The organism is Achromobacter sp. MYb9 (assembly GCF_002975275.1).
Lineage (GTDB): Bacteria > Pseudomonadota > Gammaproteobacteria > Burkholderiales > Burkholderiaceae_B > Achromobacter.
The window spans coordinates 238,122-261,339 of the sequence record NZ_PCOQ01000001.1 but is presented as its reverse complement, the minus strand read 5'-3'; the positions used below and the strand labels follow the sequence as shown (position 1 = coordinate 261,339).

At 64.9% G+C, this 23,218-nt stretch carries 16 protein-coding genes; 11 read left to right on the top strand and 5 right to left on the bottom strand.

Annotated elements, in window-relative coordinates:
* Nucleotides 1-126: 126 nt before the first annotated feature.
* Nucleotides 127-2,190 (top strand): OPT family oligopeptide transporter, encoded by a 2,064-nt coding sequence (locus CQ050_RS01200; RefSeq protein WP_105555037.1) that lies wholly within the window; start codon nucleotides 127-129, stop codon nucleotides 2,188-2,190.
* Nucleotides 2,191-2,259: 69 nt separating this feature from the next.
* Here the strand turns inward: CQ050_RS01200 and CQ050_RS01195 are convergent, their stop codons facing one another.
* From CQ050_RS01195 to puuE, 4 genes are all read right to left on the bottom strand, one after another.
* Complete coding sequence (locus tag CQ050_RS01195; RefSeq protein WP_105555036.1) at nucleotides 2,260-3,765, bottom strand: nucleobase:cation symporter-2 family protein; 1,506 nt, start codon at nucleotides 3,763-3,765, stop codon at nucleotides 2,260-2,262.
* Between the two features lie 204 nt (nucleotides 3,766-3,969).
* Entirely contained in the window at nucleotides 3,970-5,199 is a 1,230-nt protein-coding gene (locus tag CQ050_RS01190) for a M20/M25/M40 family metallo-hydrolase (protein ID WP_105555035.1), read from the bottom strand.
* A gap of 4 nt (nucleotides 5,200-5,203) precedes the next feature.
* Entirely contained in the window at nucleotides 5,204-6,982 is a 1,779-nt protein-coding gene (gene uraD / locus CQ050_RS01185) for a 2-oxo-4-hydroxy-4-carboxy-5-ureidoimidazoline decarboxylase (RefSeq protein ID WP_105555034.1), read from the bottom strand.
* A gap of 11 nt (nucleotides 6,983-6,993) precedes the next feature.
* Nucleotides 6,994-7,938: an allantoinase PuuE gene (gene puuE / locus CQ050_RS01180; protein ID WP_105555033.1), complete on the bottom strand. Its 945-nt coding sequence runs from the start codon at nucleotides 7,936-7,938 to the stop codon at nucleotides 6,994-6,996.
* A 145-nt stretch (nucleotides 7,939-8,083) separates the two neighbouring features.
* Between puuE and uraH the strand changes: the two genes are divergently transcribed.
* Nucleotides 8,084-8,434: a hydroxyisourate hydrolase gene (gene uraH / locus CQ050_RS01175; protein ID WP_105555032.1), complete on the top strand. Its 351-nt coding sequence runs from the start codon at nucleotides 8,084-8,086 to the stop codon at nucleotides 8,432-8,434.
* Nucleotides 8,435-8,652: 218 nt separating this feature from the next.
* Nucleotides 8,653-9,858, top strand: coding sequence for a urate hydroxylase PuuD (locus CQ050_RS01170; protein ID WP_105555031.1), 1,206 nt, complete (start codon nucleotides 8,653-8,655; stop codon nucleotides 9,856-9,858).
* A gap of 84 nt (nucleotides 9,859-9,942) precedes the next feature.
* On the opposite strand, the gene CQ050_RS01165 is transcribed toward CQ050_RS01170, so the two are convergent.
* The gene (locus CQ050_RS01165) at nucleotides 9,943-10,959 is read right to left on the bottom strand and encodes a 1-aminocyclopropane-1-carboxylate deaminase (protein ID WP_105555030.1); all 1,017 of its coding nucleotides are present in this window, start codon (nucleotides 10,957-10,959) and stop codon (nucleotides 9,943-9,945) included.
* Nucleotides 10,960-11,150: 191 nt separating this feature from the next.
* On the opposite strand from CQ050_RS01165, the gene CQ050_RS01160 reads away from it, so the two are divergent.
* The 8 genes from CQ050_RS01160 to CQ050_RS01125 all read left to right on the top strand — a co-directional run bounded on the left by CQ050_RS01160 (nucleotide 11,151) and on the right by CQ050_RS01125 (nucleotide 23,152).
* Nucleotides 11,151-11,621 (top strand): Lrp/AsnC family transcriptional regulator, encoded by a 471-nt coding sequence (locus CQ050_RS01160; protein WP_105555029.1) that lies wholly within the window; start codon nucleotides 11,151-11,153, stop codon nucleotides 11,619-11,621.
* Nucleotides 11,622-11,948: 327 nt separating this feature from the next.
* Entirely contained in the window at nucleotides 11,949-14,816 is a 2,868-nt protein-coding gene (locus CQ050_RS01155) for a 2-oxoglutarate dehydrogenase E1 component (protein WP_105555028.1), read from the top strand.
* 102 nt (nucleotides 14,817-14,918) lie between these two features.
* Nucleotides 14,919-16,154, top strand: a complete 1,236-nt coding sequence (gene odhB / locus CQ050_RS01150; protein ID WP_105555027.1) for a 2-oxoglutarate dehydrogenase complex dihydrolipoyllysine-residue succinyltransferase — start codon at nucleotides 14,919-14,921, stop codon at nucleotides 16,152-16,154.
* A gap of 132 nt (nucleotides 16,155-16,286) precedes the next feature.
* Complete coding sequence (gene lpdA / locus CQ050_RS01145; protein ID WP_105555026.1) at nucleotides 16,287-17,714, top strand: dihydrolipoyl dehydrogenase; 1,428 nt, start codon at nucleotides 16,287-16,289, stop codon at nucleotides 17,712-17,714.
* Between the two features lie 150 nt (nucleotides 17,715-17,864).
* The gene (gene zapE / locus CQ050_RS01140; RefSeq protein WP_199196726.1) at nucleotides 17,865-18,956 is read left to right on the top strand and encodes a cell division protein ZapE; all 1,092 of its coding nucleotides are present in this window, start codon (nucleotides 17,865-17,867) and stop codon (nucleotides 18,954-18,956) included.
* A gap of 111 nt (nucleotides 18,957-19,067) precedes the next feature.
* Complete coding sequence (locus CQ050_RS01135) at nucleotides 19,068-19,601, top strand: sigma-70 family RNA polymerase sigma factor (protein WP_105555024.1); 534 nt, start codon at nucleotides 19,068-19,070, stop codon at nucleotides 19,599-19,601.
* Nucleotides 19,594-20,553: a FecR domain-containing protein gene (locus CQ050_RS01130; RefSeq protein WP_105555023.1), complete on the top strand. Its 960-nt coding sequence runs from the start codon at nucleotides 19,594-19,596 to the stop codon at nucleotides 20,551-20,553. The genes CQ050_RS01135 and CQ050_RS01130 overlap by 8 nt, the downstream gene beginning before the upstream one ends.
* A 139-nt stretch (nucleotides 20,554-20,692) precedes the next feature.
* Nucleotides 20,693-23,152, top strand: coding sequence for a TonB-dependent siderophore receptor (locus CQ050_RS01125; protein WP_199196725.1), 2,460 nt, complete (start codon nucleotides 20,693-20,695; stop codon nucleotides 23,150-23,152).
* The last annotated feature ends 66 nt before the right edge of the window (nucleotides 23,153-23,218 follow it).

Below are 23,218 nucleotides of genomic sequence, written 5' to 3'. Positions count from 1 at the left end.
TCTTTTGCAAGCGTTTCCAAAGCCGGCAGCATCTGCCGCCAAGCGGCGTTTACGCGTGGTGACCACTGCGTGGACGCTGAAGCGCTAGAATGCGCGGTTTAGCAGAACCCACAACGGGAGACTTCAATGACTCAACCCGTCAGCGTCCCGGCAAACGTCACCCTTCCGGAACTGACGTTCCGCGGCGTCTTGCTGGGCGCCTTGATCACCGTGATCTTCACCGCCTCCAACGTCTTCCTGGGGCTGAAGGTTGGCCTGACGTTCTCATCCGCCATTCCCGCGGCGGTGATCTCGATGTCGGTGCTGCGCCTGTTCAAGGACGCGAACATCCTCGAAAACAATATGGTGCAGACGCAGGCTTCGGCGGCCGGCACGCTGTCGTCCATCATTTTCATCCTGCCCGCGTTGGTCATGATGGGGCACTGGCAGGGCTTTCCGTTCTGGCAGACGCTGGGCATTTGCGCGGCCGGCGGCATGCTGGGTGTGATGTTCACGATCCCGTTGCGCCATGTGATGGTGGTGCAAAGCGATCTGCCGTATCCGGAAGGCGTGGCGGCCGCCGAGATCCTGCGTGTGGGCAGCGCCGAACGGGCGCAGGATGCGGCCGGGGACGCTGGCCAGGCCAGCGGCCGGCCCGGCGCCAAGCCTGCCGCGACCGGCATGGGCGACATCGTGACGGGCGGCGTGGTGGCGGCCGTGGTCAGCTTTGCCGCCAGCGGCCTGCGCGTGCTGGGCGACAGTGTCAGCGGCTGGTTCGCCATGGGCGGCGCGGTGTTCCGCCTGCCGATGGGCTTTTCCCTGGCGTTGCTGGGCGCGGGCTACCTGATCGGCATCGTCGCGGGCCTGGCCATGCTGACCGGCCTGATCATTTCCTGGGGTATCGCGGTGCCGGTCCTGACCGCCATGGGCGACATCCCCGCCGGCCAGACCTTGGCCAAATACGCCACCGGGCTGTGGTCGTCGCAGGTGCGCTTCATCGGCGCTGGCGTAATCGGCGTGGGCGCCATCTGGACGCTGGCGACCTTGTTCATGCCGATGGCGCGCGGCGTGAAGGCGTCGTTTTCGGCGCTGACCAAGGCGGGCGCGGCCCGGGCAGGCCAGGCGCCGCGCACCGAGCGCGACCTGTCCGCCGGCTGGATTTCCATCGTCACGCTGATCCTGGTGGCGATTCTGGTGATCACGTTCCAGGTGTTCCTGTCTGACGCGCCGTTGTCGGCCGGCGCCATCTGGAAGCTGGTGGCCTACGCCGTGCTGTTCGCCTTCGTGTTCGGCTTTCTGGTAGCGGCGGCTTGCGGCTACATGGCAGGCCTGGTGGGGTCGTCGACCAGCCCGATTTCGGGCGTCGGCATCGTGGCCATCGTGCTGGTGTCGCTGCTGATGCTGGCGTTGGGCGGCGAATTGCTTGGCGTGCAGAACGGCGTGCAGATGGCGATCGCGCTGTCCATCTTCAGTACGTCGGCCGTGGTGGCCGTGGCATCGATTTCGAACGACAACCTGCAAGACCTGAAGACGGGATGGCTGGTGGGCGCCACGCCGTGGCGCCAGCAGGTGGCGCTGCTGATCGGCTGCGTGGTGGGCGCCGCGGTGATCTCGCCGGTGCTGGAGCTGCTGTACAACGCCTACGGTTTCGCGGATGCGATGCCGCGCGAAGGCATGGATCCGGCGCAGGCGCTGTCGGCCCCGCAGGCCACGCTGATGCTGGCGATCGCGCGCGGCATCTTCACCCACCAATTGAACTGGACCATGATCCTGATCGGCATGGCCGTGGGCGTGGGCCTGATCGTGGTGGACGAGATTCTGAAGCGCACGTGCCGCGTGGCCCGCATCCCGGTGTTGGCGGTCGGGATCGGCATCTATCTGCCGCCGACGGTGGCCGCGCCCATTGTGGCTGGCGCAGTGCTGGCGTGGCTGCTGGAACGTGCCTTGCGGCGTCGCGCCTCGGCCGCCGGCAAGCCCTACGAACAGTACGCGGATGCGGCGAACCGCCGCGGGGTGCTGATCGCTTCCGGCCTGATCGTGGGTGAAAGCCTGGTCGGCGTGCTGATGGCGGCCATCATCGGCGCGGCGGGCACGGACGCGCCGCTGGCGATCGCGGGCGAAGGCTTCGCGTCCATCGCGTCTTATCTGGGGCTGGCGGTTTTTGTGATGGTCGCGGTGCTGTTCTGGCGCCGCGTGATGCGGCTGGGATAGCGGCAGGGGCGCTGGCCGCGACGCTGTGGCCGGGTCCGCGCCTGCCGCGGGCCGGCCACCGCGCCACGCTTAGTGTTCGTCGGCTTGCAGCGCCGCCGAGATGATGGCGCGCTTGTCATGCGTGGCGCCGTTCAGGAACAGGTTAAGCAGCACGGCCGACAGCGAGGCCAATAAAATTCCGGACTCGACCAGCGTGTGCAGCGAGTGCGGCATCCACTGCTTGAAGTTGGGCGCGATCAGCGGCACCATGCCGACCCCGATCGAAACGGCCACGATCATTGCGTTGTGGCGGTTGCCCTTGAAATCCACGCCGGACAGGATGCGGATCCCCGTGGCGGTGACCATGCCGAACATGACGATGCCCGCGCCGCCCAGCACCACGGTGGGCAGCGATTCCACCAGCGCGGCCATCTTGGGCAGCAATCCCAGCACCAGCAGGACCAGGCCCCCGGCCACGCAGACATAGCGGCTTTTGACGCCCGTTACCGCGACCAGCCCGACGTTCTGCGAAAAGCTGGTGTACGGGAAGGTATTGAAGATGCCGCCGAGCAAGGTGCCCAGGCCGTCGGTGCGCAAACCGCGCGCCAGGTCTTCCTGCCGGACGTCCCGGCCGGTCATTTCGCCCAGCGCCAGGAACATGCCGGTGGATTCGATCATCACCACCACCATGATCAGCGACATGCTCAGGATCAGGATGGGGTCGAACTTCGGCATGCCGAAGTGGAACGGCAGCACGATGTCGAACCAGGCGGCCTGGCCGATCTTCTCGAAGGTCATGATGCCGGTCGCGGACGCGGCGACGGCGCCGATCACGATGCCCAGCAGCACCGAGATGTTGGCGACAAAGCCGCGCGTGTACTTGACGATCAGCAGGATGGAGACGAGGACCAGCGCGGCGATGCCCAGGCCGGTCAGGTCGGCGTATCGGGGATTCGGCATCGACGGCATGATGGCGAACCCTTGCGGCACGGGCGGAATGGCGCTGCCCGGCGAGGTCACGTCGGCCAGCCACTTGGCGTAGAGCGGGTCGACGATGACGGGCGCGGTGGGGCCGAACGGATTGCCGAATATCCAGTTGATGCCCACGCGCATCAGCGTGATGCCGATGACGGCGATGATGGTGCCCGTCACGACGGGCGGAAAGAAGCGCAGCATCCGGCTGATCATCGGGGCGATCAGGATGGACACCGCGCCCGCGCCGATGATGGTGCCGAACAGCAATTGCGCTCCCGCCGTGCCGGGGTTGGCGTTCGCGATCGCCACCATGGGCGCGACCGACGCGAAGGTGACGCCCATCATCACCGGCAGCTTGATGCCGAACCACTGCGTCGCGCCCAGGGTCTGGATCAGCGTGACGATGCCGCAACAGAACAGGTCCGCCGAGATCAGCATGGCCACTTCGTCCGGCGACAGGTTCAGGGCGCGGCCCACGATCAGCGGCACGGCCACCGCGCCGGCGTACATCACCAGCACGTGTTGCAGGCCCAGCGCCGCGAGCTTGCCGGTGGGCAGGCGCTGGTCGACGGGGTGGATGTCTTGCGGCGCGCGGGAGGGCGCGGACGATGCAGCCTGCATGGCGAAAGTCTCCTGGCGGAGTGGGATGTCGGTGGAAAAAGTCCTGAAAAGCGTTCTTGTGTACTAGGAATGTATACAGACTGGCCGGGTCTTCGGAATAGAGGAAAACCCGAGTTAATTTGATATATTTAGTTACTTAATGAAGGATTTGCCGCTGATGGGGCATGACGCGCGCCCACCGGCGCGTGTCATGCCCTGGCACGCTCAGGCGGGCTGCAGCAAATCGGCCAGCGTGCGAGCGATGACCTTGGTGGCGCGGCGCAGGTCTTCAAGCACGACCCGTTCGTCGCTGCGCTTGGCATGCGACTCCAGCACCGTGCGCGGGCCTGCGCCGTAGATCACGCCGGGAATGCCCGCTTCGCCGTACAGGCGCACGTCGGTGTAGAGCGGGGTGCCCATGGCGGGGATGGGTTCGCCAAAGATCTCCTCGCCGTGCTTCTGGATGGCGCTGACCAGCGGCTGATTGCCGGGCAGGGGGCGCATCGAATTAGCCAGCAGCAGGCGTTTGATTTCGATGGTGATGCCGGGCGTGGCCGCCGCGGCCTCTTGGAGGACGCGACGGATATCAGCTTCGACTTCCGCAGCGTTTTCCTCCGGGATCATGCGGCGGTCCAGCTTGAAGCTGACCATGCCGGGCACGACGTTGGTGTTGGTGCCGCCTTCGATGCGGCCGACATTCAGGTACGGGTGCGTAATGCCCGCGACGCCGGACGTCACCTGCTGGTAGCGCGCGTTCTGCGCATACAGCGCGTTCAGGATCTTGACCGCGCCTTGCAGCGCGTCGACGCCGGTAGAGGGAATGGCCGCGTGCGCCATCTTGCCGTGCACGGTCACTTCCATTTGCAGGCAGCCGTTGTGGGCCGTCACGACCTCATAGCTGAAGCCGGCGGCGATCATCAGGTCGGGCTTGGTCAGGCCCTGCGACAGCAGCCAGCCGGGTCCGAGCAGGCCGCCGAACTCTTCGTCGTAGGTGAAGTGCAGTTCAACGGCGCCGTGCGTGGGGCGGGCAACGGCTTCCAGCGCACGCACGGCGAAGGTGAAGCTGGCGAAATCGCTCTTGCTGACCGCGGCGGCACGGCCGTACAGGCTGCCGTCGTCGATCTCGGCGCCGTAGGGGGCGTGCTGCCAGCCGTCGCCGGGGGGGACAACGTCGCCGTGGGCGTTAAGCGCCACGCGGCGGCCTGGGCCGTATTCGCGCCGGACGATCAGGTTGGTGATGGATTCCAGGCCGTAATCCTTGACCTGCTGCGCGGGCACCGCATGGGCTTCGGCCTGGAAGCCGAAGTCCTGCAACAGTTCGGCGGTGCGGACGGCGTGCGGGGCGTTGTTGCCGGGGGGCGTGTCCGTGGGGACGCGCACCAATGCCTGCAGGAAGCGGACTTCCTCGTCAAAGTGGGCATCTACCCAGGCGTCGAGTCGGGCGTAATCGGTCATGGTGTCAGCGGGTGATGTCGTTGGCAAGGTCGTCCAGCAGGCGCTGCATGGCAAGCGCCGCAAGCTGGATGTCGTTGCTGGTGGTGGATTCGCGGGGGTTGTGGCTGATGCCGTAGTTCTGGCCGCGCACGAACAGCATGGCCTGGGGCATGACCTCGTGCAGCTTCATGGCGTCGTGGCCGGCGCCGCTGGGCATGCGGTGCACGGGCACGCCCAGGGTATCGACGGCGCGTTCCCAGCGTTGCTGCCAGGCGGGATCGCTGGGCGCGGCGGCGGCGCGCATGGTTTCCTCAAGGGCGTAACGCAGGCCGCGCCGCTGGCAGATGGCGGCCAGTTCGGCCAGCACGTCGTTCACCAGCGCGTCGCGCTGCGGGTCGCTGGGGGCGCGCAAGTCCAGGCTGAAGCGGCATTCGCCGGGCACCACGTTGATGGACCCGCTGGGCACTTCCAGCATGCCGATCGTGCCGACCGAATCGCCGTCGCGCGCCGCGCGCTGCTCCAGGTACAGGGCCAGTTCCGCCGTGGCGGTGGCGGCGTCGCGGCGCCGGTTCATCGGCGTGGTGCCGGCGTGGCACGCCATGCCGAAAATCTGGGCCTGGTATCGCACGCTGCCGTTGATCGACGTGACGATGCCCAGCGGCAGGCCCATTTCGAACAGCACGGGGCCTTGTTCGATATGCACTTCCACAAAGCCCAGATAGCGGGCGGGATCGCGGCGCAGCTTGGGGATGTCGTCGATGCACAGCCCGGCGTGCAGCATGGCGTCGCGCATCGTGACGCCCTGGGCGTCTTTCTGGTCCAGCCATTCGGGCTTGAAGTCGCCGATCAGCGCGCCGGACCCGAGGAACGTGGCGCGGTAACGCTGGCCTTCTTCTTCGGCGAAGCCGATCACTTCCACGTGATAGGGCAGGCGCCGGCCCTGGCGATGCAGTTCGCGCACGCAGGCCATCGGCACGAAGATGCCCAGGCGGCCGTCGTACTTGCCGCCGTTGCGCACCGTATCGTAGTGGCTGCCCGTCATCAGCGTGGGTGCATCGGCACGGTCGGCGCGGTAGCGGCCGACCACGTTGCCCACCGCGTCGATCTCGACCTCGTCGAAGCCGCAGTCGCGCATCCAGTGCGAGATGCGTTGCGCGCAGGCCCGGTGGGCCTCGGTCAGATAGGTGACGGTCAGCTGTCCCTTTTCGGCATAGCCGGGGTCGCTGTGGATGCTGAGGCGTTCCTGCCAGTCCCAGATGTCATCGCCCAGCGCCAGGTCGGCGCCGAACTTGTCGGCCAGGCGGATTTCGGCGATGCGGTGGATGTTGCGCACGGCCTCCTGGAGTTCGACGTCCGGCGGGTTGTCCAGCCGCCGCGCGAATTCATCGATGATCTGCTGGCGGTTCAATCCCGTGCCGCGCGCGCCGCGCACGGCCAGGATGAAGGGGAAGCCGAAGCGGGCGCCGTAATCGGTGTTCAGTTGCTGCAGGCGCGCCAGTTCTTCGGGCGAGCAATGCGTGAGGCCTGCCTGGTCTTGCTCGTTCGTGGATTCGGCGGTCAGGCCGTTCTGCTGCATGGCGCGGCCGGCCAGTTCCGGGTGGGCGCGGATCAGCGCCAGCCGGGCTTCGATATCGGCCGCATCCAGCACGCGCCGCATCTGGTCCTGCAAATTCGCCAGCGACCGGAACGGGCGCGCGGCCAGCGCTTGCCGGGCGATCCAGGGCGAGTGCTCGTACAAGCCGTCGAGCATGGCCACGGCCTCGTCGGGCGTGGCGGCATTGAGTTGTTCCAGGGTGTAGGCCATGGTTGTCGCGCTTACCGGTTGGGAAGATAGGGGTGGGTGGCTTTCCAGTGCCGGGCGATATCCAGCCGACGGCACACCCAGACGCGGTCGTGGCTGGCGATGTGGTCCAGGAAGCGTTGCAGCGCCGTGATGCGCCCGGGGCGGCCCAGCAGCCGGCAATGCATGCCGATGCTGAGCATCTTGGGCGCGCCGTCGCCTTCGGCGTAGAGCACGTCGAAACTGTCTTTCAGGTACTGGAAGAACGGGTCGGCGTGCGAATAGCCCTGGGGCAGGGCGAAGCGCATGTCGTTGCAATCCAGCGTATAGGGCACGATCAGTTGCGGCACGACTGAGCCGTCGCTTTTCTGCACCTGCATCCAGAACGGCAGGTCGTCGCCGTAGTAGTCGCTGTCGTATTCAAAGCCGCCGTAGTCCGCCACCAGCCGGCGCGTGCGGGGGCTGTCGCGGCCGGTGTACCAACCCAGCGGCCGCGTGCCGGTCAGCTGCGTGATGGCGTCCATGCCCAGACGCATGTGTTCGCGTTCGGTCGCTTCGTCCACGTTCTGGTAGTGCACCCAGCGCCAGCCGTGGCAGGCAATCTCGTGGCCCAGTTCGGTCAGCGCCGCCGTCAGGTCGGGATGGCGCTGCAAGGCCATGCCCACGCCGAACACGGTCAGCGGCAACTGCCGCTTTTCGAATTCGCGCAGAATGCGCCAGACGCCCACGCGCGAGCCGTACTCATAAATGCCTTCCATGCTGAGATGGCGATCCGGGTAGCTGGCCGGATTGAACATCTCGGACAGGAACTGTTCGGATCCCGCGTCGCCGTGCAGCACGGAGTTTTCACCGCCTTCTTCGTAATTCAGCACGAATTGCACGGCGATGCGGGCGCGGTCCGGCCATTGCGCGTGGGGCGGATTGCGGCCGTAGCCGATCAGGTCGCGGGGGTACGGAAGCGTGGAGTCGTAGGTGTTCATGAATGGGCGGGCGGGCACGGGTTGGCGGACGGTTTCATGATGGGCTAAACGATAGCTGGAAAGCAATAAGCTGTATACAATTTATGTACATCATTAAGGATAACCATGATAGCGCCCGGCCACCTGCGGGCATGAGGAGAGACGATTGGGCCTGACCACGCACGTACTGGATACCATGCACGGCTGCCCCGCGGCGGGCATGGACGTTGCGCTTTATGCCACCGGCGATGGCGGCGCCACGTTGCTGAACCAATTCACGCTCAACGCCGACGGCCGCAGCGCCAAACCACTGTTCACCGACCAGGACCTGCGCACGGGCACGTATCGGCTGGTGTTCGACGTGGCGGGGTACTTCAAGGCGCGGGGCGTGGCCCTGCCCGAACCCAATTTCCTGAATCAGGTCAGCCTGGATTTCGGCGTGGCGCACCCAGACGAGCATTACCACGTGCCGCTGCTCGTCAGCCCCTGGAGCTACTCGACCTACCGCGGATCCTGACGCTTGGTCTGGGGTGTCGGGCATCAGGGTATTCCTGATGCCGCGCGCGGCCGCCACTGATAGCCTTGTGGACAAAACATGCATACAATTTTTAGCACTTGATCGCAGCGGTGCGGGGCCTGCCGGCCTTGTGCGCGATCCAACTTCTGCTTACAGCGCCCGCGGTGGTAGGCAGTGCGGCGGAGCCTATGACAGGCCCGTCCACTGCGGGAGCGTGCATGGAAAGCTATTACCTGGATTGGGTCAATCTGCTGCTGCGCTGGGCCCATATCATCACCGGCATCGCGTGGATCGGCACGTCGTTCTACTTTGTGATGCTGGACAACAGCCTGGAGAAGCCCCGCGACGCGGAGTCGGTCGCTAAAGGCGTGGGCGGCGAGCAATGGGCGGTGCACGGCGGCGGCTTCTACAACATGCAGAAGTACGCGGTGCAGCCCAAGACGCTGCCCGACCACCTGCATTGGTCGTTCTGGGAAAGCTACAGCACCTGGCTGACCGGTTTTGCGTTGTTCACCGTGTCTTACCTGTGGAATGCCAGCACCTATCTGATCGACCGTACGAAGATGGACTGGCAGCCCGGCACCGCGGTGGCGGTGGCGCTGGCGTTCTTCGTGGTGTTCTGGCTCGTCTATGACGGCATCTGCCGCTGGTTCGGCCGCGGCAAGCATGGCGACACCGTCGTCGGCGTGCTGTTGGCGGTGTTCATCGCGCTGGCCTCGTGGCTGGCCTGCCACTGGTTCGCGGGGCGCGCGGCCTTCCTGCTGGTGGGCGCCATGATGGCCACCACCATGAGCGGCAACGTGTTTTTCTGGATCATTCCAGGGCAGCGCAAGAACGTGGCGGCGATGCGGGCCGGCAAGCCGGTGGATCCGGTCAACGGCCAGCGCGGCAAGCAGCGCAGCGTGCACAACACGTACTTCACGCTGCCGGTGCTGTTCGCCATGATGAGCAACCACTACAGCTTCACCTACACGCATCCGTACAACTGGATCGTGCTGCTGTTGATCATGCTGGGCGGCGCGGCCATTCGGCAGTTCTTCGTGGTGCGTCACCGCTTCAAGCTGGGCAATGCGCGCAATCCGTTGCCGTACGCGCTGCTGGGCGTGGCGGTGCTGGGCCTGACCATCATCTGGATGCGGCCCGCGCCGGTGGCGGCGCCGGCCGTGGCCGCCGTGTCCAAAGAGGTGGGGTTCGTGCAGGTGCGCCAGGTGTTCGACCAGCGTTGCCTGCTGTGCCACGGCGCGCAAGTGCAGATGAAGAACGTGCGGCTGGATTCGGCCGAGCAGATCGCGACGCACGCCCAAGCCGTCTACCAGCAGGTGGTGGTCGCGAAGATCATGCCGATGGCCAATTCCACCGGCATGACCGACGATGAGCGCGCGTTGATCGGCGCCTGGTTCCAGGCGGGCGCCAAGACGAAGTAGGCCGAAGCAGGGCGGCGGCCGGTTCAGCGCAGGTCGCCGGCCGGCCATCCCATCGATCCGAACCCGGCCGCGCCGAAGCCTTCGTTAGCCGTTGCGGTACAGAAAGCTGTAGGCGTTGATCGCCGGCACCCCTCCCAGGTGCGCATACAGGACTTTCGAGCTGGCAGGGATGTCGCCGCGGCGGATCAGGTCCATCATGCCCTGCATGGATTTTCCTTCGTAGACCGGGTCGGTCATCATGCCTTCCAGACGCGCGCAGGTGCGGATGGCGTCGTTGGTTTCTGCCGACGGCAGGCCGTAGGCCGGATACGCGTAGCGCGTGTCCAGCACCACGTCGCTGTCGGCGATGCCGGTCTCAAGCCCCACCAGATCCGCCGTGCGCCGCGCGATCCGAAGAATTTGCGCACGCGTCTGTTCCGGCGTGGCCGACGCATCGATGCCGATGACGCGGTCGGCGCGTCCGTCGGCGGCAAAGCCCACCACCATTCCCGCCTGGGTGCTGCCGGTGACGGCGCACACGACGATGTAGTCGAACTTGAATCCCAGGTCGGCCTCCTGCCGGCGCACCTCTTCGGCGAACCCCACGTAGCCCAGCCCGCCCAGTTCGTGGTCGGACGCGCCGGCGGGAATGGCATAAGGCTTGCCGCCGCGTTTCTTCACGTCTTCCAGCGCCTCTTCCCAGCTGCGCCGGAAACCGATGTCGAAGCCCTGGTCCACCAGCCGCACGTCGGCGCCCATCAGGCGGCTCATCATGATGTTGCCGACCCGGTCATAGACCGCGTCGGAATAGTCCACCCAGTTCTCCTGGACCAGCACGCAGGCCAGGCCCAGCTTGGCGGCGACGGCGGCCACCATGCGAGTGTGGTTCGACTGGATGCCGCCGATCGTCACCAGCGTGTCGCAGCCTTGCTCGAGCGCCTGCGGAATCAGGTATTCCAGTTTGCGCAGCTTGTTGCCGCCGAAGGCCAGGCCGCTATTGCAGTCTTCGCGTTTGGCGTAGATCTCGACCTTGCCGCCAAGGTGCGCGGACAGGCGGTCGAGCTTTTCGATGGGGGTGTCGCCGAAAGTCAGGCGATGGCGGGGGAATCGTTGCAGATCCATGCGGGCTCCTGAAGGAAAGGTCCGGGCCGGCCGGGTGGCGCGGATAGGAAATCATAGGAATCGCCGGGATTTGCGGTCAATTGCGTTATTTATTCGTTTTCCGTGTTTAAAGTTATTAATTGGCGTTGCTGAGGATTGGATATTTCGAATATAAAAACATTAACGAAATTAAATTTTCAGGGACACATCAAATGACCGCCACGCCGGGCCTGGACCGCATCGACCGCCACATCCTGCGCGTGCTGCAGGACGACGCCCAGATCACGAACCTGGACCTGAGCGCGCGCGTCCACCTTAGCCCGGCCGCCTGCCTGCGACGGGTTGAAAAGCTGAAGGCGGAAGGCGTCATCAAGAAGACGGTCGCCCTGCTGGAACCGGGCGCGGTCGACATGGCCACGCTGGTCATCGTGGGCGTGGTGCTGGACCGTTCCACGCCCGAGTCCTTCACCGATTTCGAGGAAGCGGCGCGCGGTATCAGCGGTTGCCTGGAATGCCATCTGGTGGCCGGCGAATTCGACTACTTTCTGATGCTGCGCATCCGCGATCTGGAACGCTTCAACAAGCTGCATGCGGGCGAGATCATCAAGTTGCCCGGCGTCCGTCAGATCCGCACCTTTTTTGTGTTGAAAGAGATCCTGTCCACGACCTCGCTGCCGGTATGACGCGGCTATTGCGCAACACTCTTGTTTGGAGTGCCTGAAAATGACGCGCTGCGGCATTTTCGATTGACGGAATTTGATGGCGCGTAGACGGCTGGATTGCAGGCGTTCGACGGACATTCCAAAGCCGCATGCAGGTATTCCGCACGGGCTTTTGCGTCACGCAAATGCAGCAAGACGCCCATAAACTCAAAGGGTTATACTTTCAAACATACGGCTATCAAGGCTTGTACGCGCCTTCTGCCCCTGCGATCCGCTTAACGGGAAGCCCGTGCTGCGGAAGGTTTTCCTGCATCGTGTCGAGTGAAGCACTCGTAAAGGTGAAGCGATATGTCTTCGGAAATAGAATCTCTATCCACGTCTTATCTCTTTGGGGGTAACGCCCCATATGTTGAGGAGCTTTACGAAGCCTACCTCGACAACCCCGGTTCGGTTCCTGACAATTGGCGTGAGTATTTCGACCAGTTGCAGCACGCTCCCGCTACCGATGGCCAGGAATCCACTCGCGACCAGGCCCACGCTCCCATCGTCGAATCGTTTGCCCAGCGCGCCAAGGCCAATGCCTTCGTGCAACGCTCGGCCGAACCCGACCTGAGCGTCGCCAGCAAGCAGGTTTCGGTGCAATCGCTGATTGCCGCCTACCGCTCGCTGGGTTCGCGCTGGGCCGACCTGGACCCGCTCAAGCGCCAGGAACGTCCCCCGATCCCGGAACTCGATCCCGCCTTCTACGGCCTGACCGAAGCCGATCTGGACCAGACCTACTCGGCCACCAACACCTACTTCACGACCGCCAGCACGATGACGCTGCGCGACATCCTGAAGGCGCTGCGCGACACGTATTGCCGCAGCGTCGGTGCTGAATTCACGCACATCTCCGACCCCGCCGCGAAGCGCTGGATCCAGGAACGCCTGGAAACCACGCTGGGCGCGCCCGCCTACTCGGCCGAAGAAAAGCGCCACATCCTGCAGCAACTGACCGAGTCCGAAGGGCTTGAGCGCTTCCTGCACACCAAGTACGTCGGCCAGAAGCGTTTCTCGCTGGAAGGCGGCGAAAGCTTCATCGCCTCGATGGACGAAGTGGTGAACCACGCCGGTGAAAACGGCGTTCAGGAAATCGTGGTCGGCATGGCCCACCGCGGCCGCCTGAACCTGCTCGTGAACATCATGGGCAAGATGCCCGGCGACCTGTTCGCCGAGTTCGAAGGCAAGCACGCCGAAGGCCTGACCGACGGTGACGTGAAGTACCACAACGGCTTCTCTTCCGACCTGTCCACCCGTGGCGGCCCGGTCCACCTGTCGTTGGCGTTCAACCCGTCCCACCTTGAAATCGTCAACCCCGTGGTCGAAGGCAGCGTGCGCGCTCGCCAGGAACGCCGCGGCGATGCCGAAGGCAAGCAAGTGCTGCCGGTGCTGGTGCACGGCGACGCGGCTTTCGCCGGCCAGGGTGTGGTCATGGAAACGCTGAACCTGGCGCAAACCCGCGGCTACGGCACGGGCGGCACGCTGCACATCGTCATCAACAACCAGATCGGCTTCACGACGTCCGACCCGCGCGATTCGCGTTCGACGCTGTATTGCACCGACGTCGTCAAGATGATCGAAGCCCCGGTGTTCCACGTCAACGGCGACGACCCCGAAGCCGTGGTGTTCGTCACCAAGCTGGCGCTGGACTACCGCCTGCAATTCCGTCACGACATCGTCGTGGACATCGTTTGCTTCCGCAAGCTGGGCCACAACGAGCAAGACACCCCGTCGCTGACGCAGCCCCTGATGTACAAGCGCATCGGCCATCACCCCGGCACGCGCAAGCTGTACGCCGACAAGCTGACCACGCAAGGCGTGCTGGCTGAAGGCGAAGCCGATCAACTGGTCAAGGACTACCGTCAGCTGATGGAAGACGGCCAGCGCACCATCGAACCGGTGCTGACCGACTACAAGAGCAAATACGCCATCGACTGGTCGCCATTCCTGGGCGCCAAGTGGACCGACCAGGCCGACACGGCCGTGCCGCTGGCTGAACTCAAGCGCATCGGCGAACGCATCACGACGGTTCCGGAAGGCTTCACGGTGCACCCGCTGGTGGCCAAGCTGCTGAACGACCGCCGCACGATGGCCAAGGGCGAAATGAACCTGGACTGGGGCATGGGCGAACACCTCGCCTTCGCAACCCTGGTGTCCTCGGGCTACGCCATCCGCATCACCGGCCAGGATTCGGGCCGTGGCACGTTCACGCACCGCCACGCCGTGCTGCACGACCAGAACCGCGAACGCTGGAACGACGGTACCTACATTCCGCTGCAGAACGTGTCGGAAGGCCAGGCCCCGTTCACCGTCATCGACTCCGTGCTGTCCGAAGAGGCGGTGCTGGGCTTTGAATACGGCTACTCCAGCGCCGAGCCGAATACGCTGACCATCTGGGAAGGCCAGTTTGGCGACTTCGTCAACGGCGCCCAGGTCGTGATCGACCAGTTCATCAGCTCCGGCGAAGCCAAGTGGGGCCGCCAATCGGGCCTGACGCTGATGCTGCCGCACGGCTACGAAGGCCAAGGCCCCGAGCACTCCTCGGGCCGCATCGAGCGCTTCCTGCAACTGTGCGCCGACAACAACATGCAAGTGATCCAGCCGACCTCGGCTTCGCAGATCTTCCATGTGCTGCGTCGCCAGATGATCCGCCCGTTCCGCAAGCCGCTGGTGTTGTTCACGCCGAAGTCGTTGCTGCGCAACAAGGACGCAGGTTCGCCCCTGACCGATCTGGCCGGTGGCAGCTTCCGTCCGGTGATCGGCGAAGTGGACGACACGATCGACGCAGGCAAGGTCAAGCGCGTGCTGGCTTGCTCGGGCAAGGTGTATTACGACCTGGTCAACGCCCGCCGCGAGCGTGGCGCCGACAATGTCGCGATCATCCGTGTCGAGCAGCTGTACCCGTTCGCCCACAAGGCGTTCGAAACGGAACTGCGCAAGTACCCGAAGGCAACCGAAGTGATCTGGGTTCAGGACGAACCGCAGAACCAAGGCGCCTGGTTCTACGTTCAGCATCACGTGTACGAGAACATGGTCGAAGGCCAGAAGCTGGGCTACGCTGGTCGTGCCGCGTCGGCATCGCCGGCCGTGGGCTACCTGGCCAAGCACCAAGAGCAGCAGAAGGCCCTGATCGAAACGGCTTTCGCGCCCAAGTTCAAGGTCATGTTGACGAAGTAATCCTGACTTGATGCACGCGCCGCGGGCGGCAAGCGTTTTGGAACCCCGTTTCGAACCTTGCCGCGCCGCGTGACCAGAACACAACTTTACGGAATAAACAAAATGGCTATCACCGACGTCGTCGTCCCCCAACTTTCCGAATCCGTCTCCGAAGCGACCCTGCTGACCTGGAAGAAGCAGCCGGGCGCTGCCGTTGAAGCGGACGAAATCCTGATCGAAGTCGAAACCGACAAGGTCGTGCTGGAAGTGCCGGCGCCCGCCTCGGGCGTGCTGGCTGAAATCGTCAAGGGCGATGGCAGCACCGTGACCTCGGGCGAAGTGCTGGCCCGCATCGACACCGCCGCCAAGGCCGCCGCCGCCGCGACCGCCCCGGCCGAAGCCCCGAAGGCCGCCGAACAAGCCGCTGCCGCCCCGGCCCCCGCCGCTGCGCCGGCTTCGTCGGCTGCTGCCGGCGTGGCATCGCCCGCCGCCGCCAAGATTCTGGCCGAGAAGGGCGTTGACGCCGCTTCCGTGGCCGGCACCGGCCGCGATGGCCGCGTGACCAAGGGCGACGCCCTGGCTGCTGGCGCTCCCGCCGCCAAGGCTGCTCCGGCCAAGGCCCCGGCCGCCCCGGCCCCGACCACGCTGTCGCTGGACGGCCGTCCGGAACAGCGCGTGCCGATGAGCCGCCTGCGCGCCCGCATCGCCGAGCGCCTGCTGCAATCGCAGCAAGAAAACGCAATCCTGACCACGTTCAACGAAGTGAACATGCAAGCGGTCATCGATCTGCGCAGCAAGTACAAGGACAAGTTCGAAAAGGAACACGGCATCAAACTGGGCTTCATGTCGTTCTTCGTCAAGGCCGCCGTGGCCGCGCTGAAGAAGTACCCGCTGATCAACGCATCGATCGACGGCAAGGACATCATCTATCACGGCTACTTCGACATCGGTATCGCTGTCGGCAGCCCGCGTGGCCTGGTGGTGCCGATCCTGCGCAACGCCGACCAGCTGTCCATCGCTGAAATCGAAAAGACCATCGCCGACTTCGGCCGCCGCGCCGCTGACGGCAAGCTGGGCATTGAAGAAATGACCGGCGGTACGTTCTCGATCTCCAACGGCGGCGTGTTCGGTTCGATGCTGTCGACCCCGATCATCAACCCGCCGCAATCGGCCATCCTGGGCGTTCACGCCACCAAGGATCGCGCCGTTGTCGAAAACGGCCAGATCGTCATCCGCCCGATGAACTACCTGGCGCTGTCCTACGACCACCGCATCATTGACGGCCGCGAAGCCGTGCTGGGCCTGGTCGCCATGAAGGACGCCCTGGAAGATCCGCAGCGTCTGTTGCTGGACCTGTAATCTCGACGCTCCGCGCGCGGCGCCGCACCGGGCCTTCGGGCCGGCGGCGCCCCGGCCGGCCCTCTGCCGGCCTCCGGCGCCACCGCGTCGGGCGGGGCGAGTTCCACCCCACATCTCACACGCGAGAACACTATGTCCAAACAATTTGACGTCGTCGTGATTGGCGCTGGCCCTGGCGGCTACATCGCTGCCATCCGCGCCGCGCAACTCGGCATGTCGGTCGCTTGCATCGACGCCTGGCAAAATGGCCAAGGCGGCCCGGCACCTGGCGGCACCTGCACCAACGTCGGCTGCATCCCGTCCAAGGCGCTGCTGCAATCGTCCGAGCACTTCGAACAAGCCAACCACCACTTCGCCGAGCACGGCATCGAAGTCAAGGGCGTCAGCCTGAAGCTCGACACGCTGATCGGCCGCAAGAACACGGTGGTCAAGCAGAACAACGACGGCATCCTGTACCTGTTCAAGAAGAACAAGGTCACGTTCTTCCACGGCATGGGCGCGTTCAGCGGCCAAGTGGAAGGCGGCTGGGCCATCAAGGTTACCGGCACCACCGAAGAAGACCTGGTTGCCAAGCACGTCGTGGTCGCGACGGGTTCGTCGGCGCGTGAATTGCCCGGCCTGCCGTTTGACGAAAAGGTCGTGCTGTCCAACGACGGCGCCCTGAACATCGGCGCCGTGCCGAAGACGCTGGGCGTGATCGGCGCTGGCGTGATCGGCCTGGAAATGGGCAGCGTCTGGCGCCGCCTGGGTTCCGAAGTCACCATCCTGGAAGCGATGCCGGAATTCCTGGCCGCCGCTGACGGCCAAGTGGCCAAGGAAGCGCTGAAGGCCTTCACCAAGCAAGGCCTGAACATCCAGATGGGCGTGAAGATCGGCGAGATCAAGGCCACCGCCAAGTCGGTGACCGTGCCCTACGTCGACGCCAAGGGCGCCGAACAGAAGCTGGTGGTGGACAAGCTGATCGTCTCGATCGGCCGCGTGCCCTACACCGGTGGCCTGAACGCCGACGCCGTGGGCTTGAAGCTGGACGAACGCGGCTTCGTGGCCGTGGACGCCGACTGCAAGACGAACCTGCCGAACGTCTGGGCAGTGGGTGACGTCGTGCGCGGCCCGATGCTGGCGCACAAGGCCGAGGAAGAGGGCGTGGCAGTCGCCGAGCGCATCTCCGGCCAGCATGGCCACGTCAACTTCGACACCGTGCCGTGGGTCATCTACACGTCGCCGGAAATCGCCTGGGTGGGCAAGACTGAACAGCAGCTCAAGGCCGAAGGCCGCGAGTACAAGGCTGGCAGCTTCCCGTTCCTGGCCAACGGCCGCGCCCGCGCGCTGGGCGACACGACGGGCTTTGCCAAGGTCATCGCCGACGCCAAGACCGACGAAGTCCTGGGCGTGCACATCGTGGGCCCGATGGCCTCGGAGCTGATCTCGGAAGCCGTGACCATCATGGAATTCCGCGGCGCCGCCGAAGACATCGCCCGCATCTGCCACGCGCACCCGACGCTGTCGGAAGCCGTGAAAGAAGCCGCTCTGGCCGTGGACAAGCGCGCGCTGAACTTCTAAGCGACGCTTGACCTGAGCAAGACAGGGGGCGGGTTCCAGAACCCGCCCTTTTTTTTATCGCCGGGCCGCCCCAAGATAGAAGCACCCCACGGGGTGGGAAGCATGCGATGCATGCGTGTCGTGGGGCATCGTCAAGGTTATCTGATCCACATGAACGTCCGCGAATACTACGAACACGCCCTGGCCGAGCGCGGCTACGAGCCCGATGCCGCCCAGAAGCTGGCGATCGACCGCCTGCAGCGCTATTACGATGAATGGCTCAAGTTCAAATCGATGCGCTCGAACGCGTTGAAGAAGCTGCTGAACCGGCCCGACGTGCCGCGCGGCGTGTATCTGTGGGGCGGGGTGGGTCGTGGCAAGAGCTTCCTGATGGACGCGTTCTATGCCACCGTGCCCGTGGTGCGCAAGACGCGCCTGCACTTCCACGAGTTCATGCGTGGCGTGCACCGCGAGCTGGAAGAAGTGAAGGGCATGCAAGATCCGCTGGATGAAGTGGCCAAGCGGGTGGCCAAGCGCTACCGCCTGATCTGCTTTGACGAATTCCACGTGTCGGATGTGGCCGATGCGATGATCCTGCACCGCCTGCTGCTGAAATTGTTCGAATACGGCACGTCCTTCGTGATGACGTCCAATTACGAACCCTCGACGCTGTACACCGATGGCCTGCACCGCGACCGCGTGCTGCCCGCCATCGCACTGATCCAGTCGCGCATGGACGTGATGAACGTGGACGCCGGCATCGACTACCGTCGCCGTTCGCTGGAACAGGTGCAGTGCTATCACACGCCGCTGGACGAACACGCCCAAGCCGCGCTGCAGAAGGCATTCGACAGCCTGGCCGACACGCCGCCGCAAGAACCGCTGCTGCACATCGAGCACCGGGAGATCCGCGCGCTGGCGCTGGCGGGCTCGGTGGTGTGGTTTGATTTCGCCACGCTCTGCGGCGGCCCCCGGTCGCAGAACGACTATCTGGAACTGGCCAACCGTTTCCATGCCGTGATCCTGTCCGGCGTGCCGAAGATGGGGCCGCGCCAAGCGTCCGAGGCGCGCCGCTTCACGTGGCTGATCGATGTGTTCTACGACCATCGCGTGAAGCTCATCATGTCGGCCGAATGCGAACCCGAGGAAATCTACACCGAAGGCGCGCTGGCCAATGAATTCCATCGCACCGTGTCGCGCATTCTTGAAATGCAGTCGCGCGAATACCTGGAATCCGAGCGCCGGTTGGCGGTGACGTTGTAGTTATGCCGCATACGGCCTCTGTTGCAGGGGCCGAACGGATATAGGATTGGTAACGCTAGTCATTATCAATTAAGATTTTGAGACTTCTGGTCCCGCGCCGCCGTCTCAATCGTGTCCTCCCCTTATCTTCCCGCATCGATCCCGTGCGCCGACGCCGCTGTCGCGCCTGTCGATGGCTTGTATCGCGAACATCGCCCCTGGCTGTTCGGCTGGTTGCGCCGCAAGCTGGGTTGCGAGCACCGCGCGGAGGACCTGGCGCAGGATGTCTTCGTCCGGGTGATCCAGGGCCGCAAAGTGGTGCGCGTGAACGAGGCGCGCGCCTTGCTGACCACGATCGCCAAGGGGCTGGTGGTGGACCATCAGCGCCATGCCGCACTTGAGTATTCGTACCTGGCGTATCTGGCCACGCTGCCCGAGGCCTATGCGCCTTCACCCGAGACGCAGGCCGAGCAACTGCAATCGCTGATGCAACTGGATCGCCTGCTGGACGGGCTGCCGCCCAAGGCGCGTTCGGCTTTCCTGCTGTCGCAGCTGGACGGCCTGACGTATCCCGAAATCGCCCGGCGCCTGGGCGTATCCCTCAGTTCCGTCCAACAGTACATGGTGCGCGCGATGTCCGCGTGCTATGCGGCCTTCTATGAGTGACGCCGCGCGCGGCATGCCGCCGGACCCGGTGGTGCGCCAGGCTATCGCCTGGTGGGCCAAGCTGCAGTCGGGCCTGGCCAACGCGCACGACCGGGAATCCTGTGCCGCCTGGCTTCAGGCGGACGCCTCGCACCAACAGGCCTGGGATCGCTTGCAGGTCATTGGCCGCGATGCGCGCCGGGTGCCCGCGGCGTTGGCGCACGCCGCACTGAATGCGCCGCCGTCGCCCGCACGCCGCACGGCGCTGCGTGGTTTGCTGGCGTTCACCGGGCTGGCTGCCACGGGATGGGCTGGCTACGAGCATGCGCCGTGGCAACGTCTGGCCGCCGACCTGAGCACGGAGGTGGGCGAGCGCCGCACGGTGGCGCTGGCTGATGGCTTGAACATCACGCTGAACAGCGACAGCGCGGTGCGCCTGCACCTGAGCGGCAATGTGCGGGGCATCGACCTGCTGCGCGGCGAAATGCTGGTGAACACTGAATCGCGACCCGGCATCGGCGCGTTGCGCGTGGACACGGGGTATGGAGAACTTCGCGCCGAACGCGCCCGGTTCGATGTGCGCCGCACGGGCGAGGGGTCACGCCTGGGCGTATACGAAGGCAGCGTGGCGCTATGGCGCGACGGCGTGTGGACGCATGCCGCCGCGGGCGAACGCCTGGGGTTCGCGGCGGGCGGCCAGATCGACCGCCATGCCGCCGACCCGGACCGTCTGGCCTGGGTGGACGGGCTGGTGGTGGCGAAGGACTGGCGCCTGGATTATTTCGCCCAGTACCTGGCGCGCCAGCGTGTAGGACTGATCCGGGTGGACCCGGCGGTGGCGGCCCTGCGGTTGTCGGGTGTCTTCCCGCTGGACGACGCCGAACGCGCGCTCAAGGCGCTGGAGCCCGCATTGCCTATCTCGGTGACGCGGCACACGCAATATTGGCTGCAGGTTGGCCCGCGCCAAGCCTGAGCGTTACATCTTTTTTTTCTGACGGGTTGCAGGTTTTCAATTCCCATACGGAAAGGCAGAGATAGACCACCGTACAGGGAGAGTTTCTGTGTCTGCTTCATCACACGCGCGCTTGCGCTCCACGCTGACCGCCGGCCGCATGGCCGTGTTGGCCGCAACTTGCGCGGGCGCGTTTGCCGCCGGCATGCCCGTGGCTTGGGCACAATCCACCCCCGCCGCCGCCAATGCCCAGCGTAGCTACCAGATCCCCGCCGGGGAACTGGCCGATGCGCTGACGCAGTTCGCGCGCAGCGCGGGCGTGATCCTGTCATTCGACCCCGCGCTGGTGCGCGGTCGCCGGTCGGACGGGCTGAACGGCGCGTATTCGGTGGGCGCGGGCTTTGCCCGCCTGTTGTCGGGCAGCGGCTTGCAGGCACGCGCACAATCGGGCAACACCTGGACGCTGGCGCCTGCGCCGGCGGCGTCGTCGGGCGATGCGCTTGTGCTGGCGCCGGTGACCGTGTCCGGCATGGCGGACAGCGCGTTGGCGCCCACGGTCGGGTATGTCGCCCGCGCCAGCGTCAGCGCAACGAAGACCGACACGCCGCTGATCGAGACGCCGCAATCGGTGTCCGTCGTAACGCGTGAACAGATCACGGAGCAGGGCGCGCAGACCTTGAATCAGGTGCTGCGCTATACGGCGGGCGTGGCGACCGAGTCGCGCGGCGCCACGGCCACGCGCCTGGATCAGTTCACGGTGCGCGGCTTTTCGGCGTCGACCTACCTGGACGGCTTGCGGGTGTTCGGCGGCCGCGACGCCTTGCCGCAAGTGGACGCCTACCGCCTTGAACGCGTGGATGTCCTGAAAGGGCCGGCATCGGTCATGTATGGCCAAGGCGGCCCAGGCGGCGTGGTGAACCAGGTCAGCAAGCGCCCGCTGGAAGAGACGCTACGCGAAGTGGAAGTGCAAGTCGGCAACTATGATTACCGCCGCGCCAACTTTGATTTTGGGGGCCCTGTCGACGAAGAGGGTAAGTACCTCTATCGCCTGGTCGGCTCGGGTTACCTGTCCGACGGCCAGGTCAAGGACACCAAGGAACGCCGCTATTTCGTGGCGCCGGCCTTCACCTGGAAGCCCAACGGCGACACCTCGCTGACCGTGCTGACGAATTTCCAGCGGGATCCCGATATGGGGTCCTACGGTAGCTTGTCGTCGATGCGCACGCTGCAACGGGCGCCCGATGGCATCCGCTTGCCTGCCGATTACTACGACGGCGACGCCAATTTCGAAAAGAGCGACCGCAAGAGCTATTCGCTGGGCTACGTGCTGGACCACCGGTTCAACGACACGTTCAAGGCGACGCAAAGCCTGCGCTGGACGCGTTCCGAGGCAACGTACCGAAGCGTTTACGGTGCGTCCAATTCCAACTTCGGCTATCTGGACCCCAACTACCTGTATCAGCAGCGCGCCTCGATCGCGACCGATGTGGATGTTGGCGCTCTGACCATCGATAACAACATGCAAGCGCGCTTCAACACGGGCGCGTTCGGACACACCGTGCTGCTGGGTTTCGATTACCAGCACGTCAAGACGGATACCTTGTCCGGCTTTGGCAGCGCGCCGCCGTTGTATGTGCTGAATCCGGATAACCATCAGAACATCCCGGTGCCGGCTTTTTCGACTGACGCGACGTCCAAGCAGTATCAGACCGGCCTGTACTTCCAGGACCAGATCAAGATCGACCGATTGTCGGTGCTGCTGGGCGGACGCTATGACTGGTCGCGCACGGTGGGTGAAACCACCACGATCGCGTCGGGCCGCGTCGCGCCGTCGTCACTGAACGCCGAGGCGTTCACGGGCCGGCTGGGCGTGATCTACAACTTTGACAATGGCGTGGCGCCGTATTTCAGCTATTCCGAATCGTTCGAACCGCAATCGGGCACGGGTTGGCAGAACGTGCCCTTCAAGCCGATTGAAGGCAACCAGTACGAAGTCGGCATCAAGTACCAGCCGCCGGGCAGCGCCACGATGCTGTCGTTCGCGGCCTTCGATATCCGCCGCGAGAACATGACGACGACCGATCCCGATCCGACGCATATCTGCGGCACGGCGGGCGGCCGGTGTTCGATCCAGGCGGGTGAACTGCGCACGCAGGGGATCGAGCTGGAAGCGAAGACGGAACCGTTGCGGGGGCTGACGCTGGTGGCGGCGTATTCGTTGATGGACAACGAATACACCAAGGCGAATCCCAGCTTGGCCGGTCTGGATCTGAAGGGCAAGACGCCGGTGGGCGTGCCGTCGCAACAGGCGTCGGCATGGGCGCGGTACCAACTGCAGGATGGGCCGCTGGCCGGCATGGGAGTGGGGGGCGGGGTGCGTTACATCGGCTCCTCGTACGCGAACGACACCAACACGATGAAGGTGCCGTCCGTCACATTGTTCGACCTGATGCTGGATTACGACCTGGGCCGCGTGTCGCCGTCGTTGAAGGGCATGCAGGTGGCGCTGAACGTGCAGAACCTCTTTGATAAGGAGTACATCGCGTCTTGCTCGGGCGATTCCTGGTGCTGGTATGGCTACCAGCGTTCGGTGAAGGCAAGCTTGCGGTATCGCTGGTAGGTAAGCCCATGGAAAGCGGCCTTCGGGCCGCTTTTTTTTGGGGAACACGCGGGCGGCTCCTGCCCA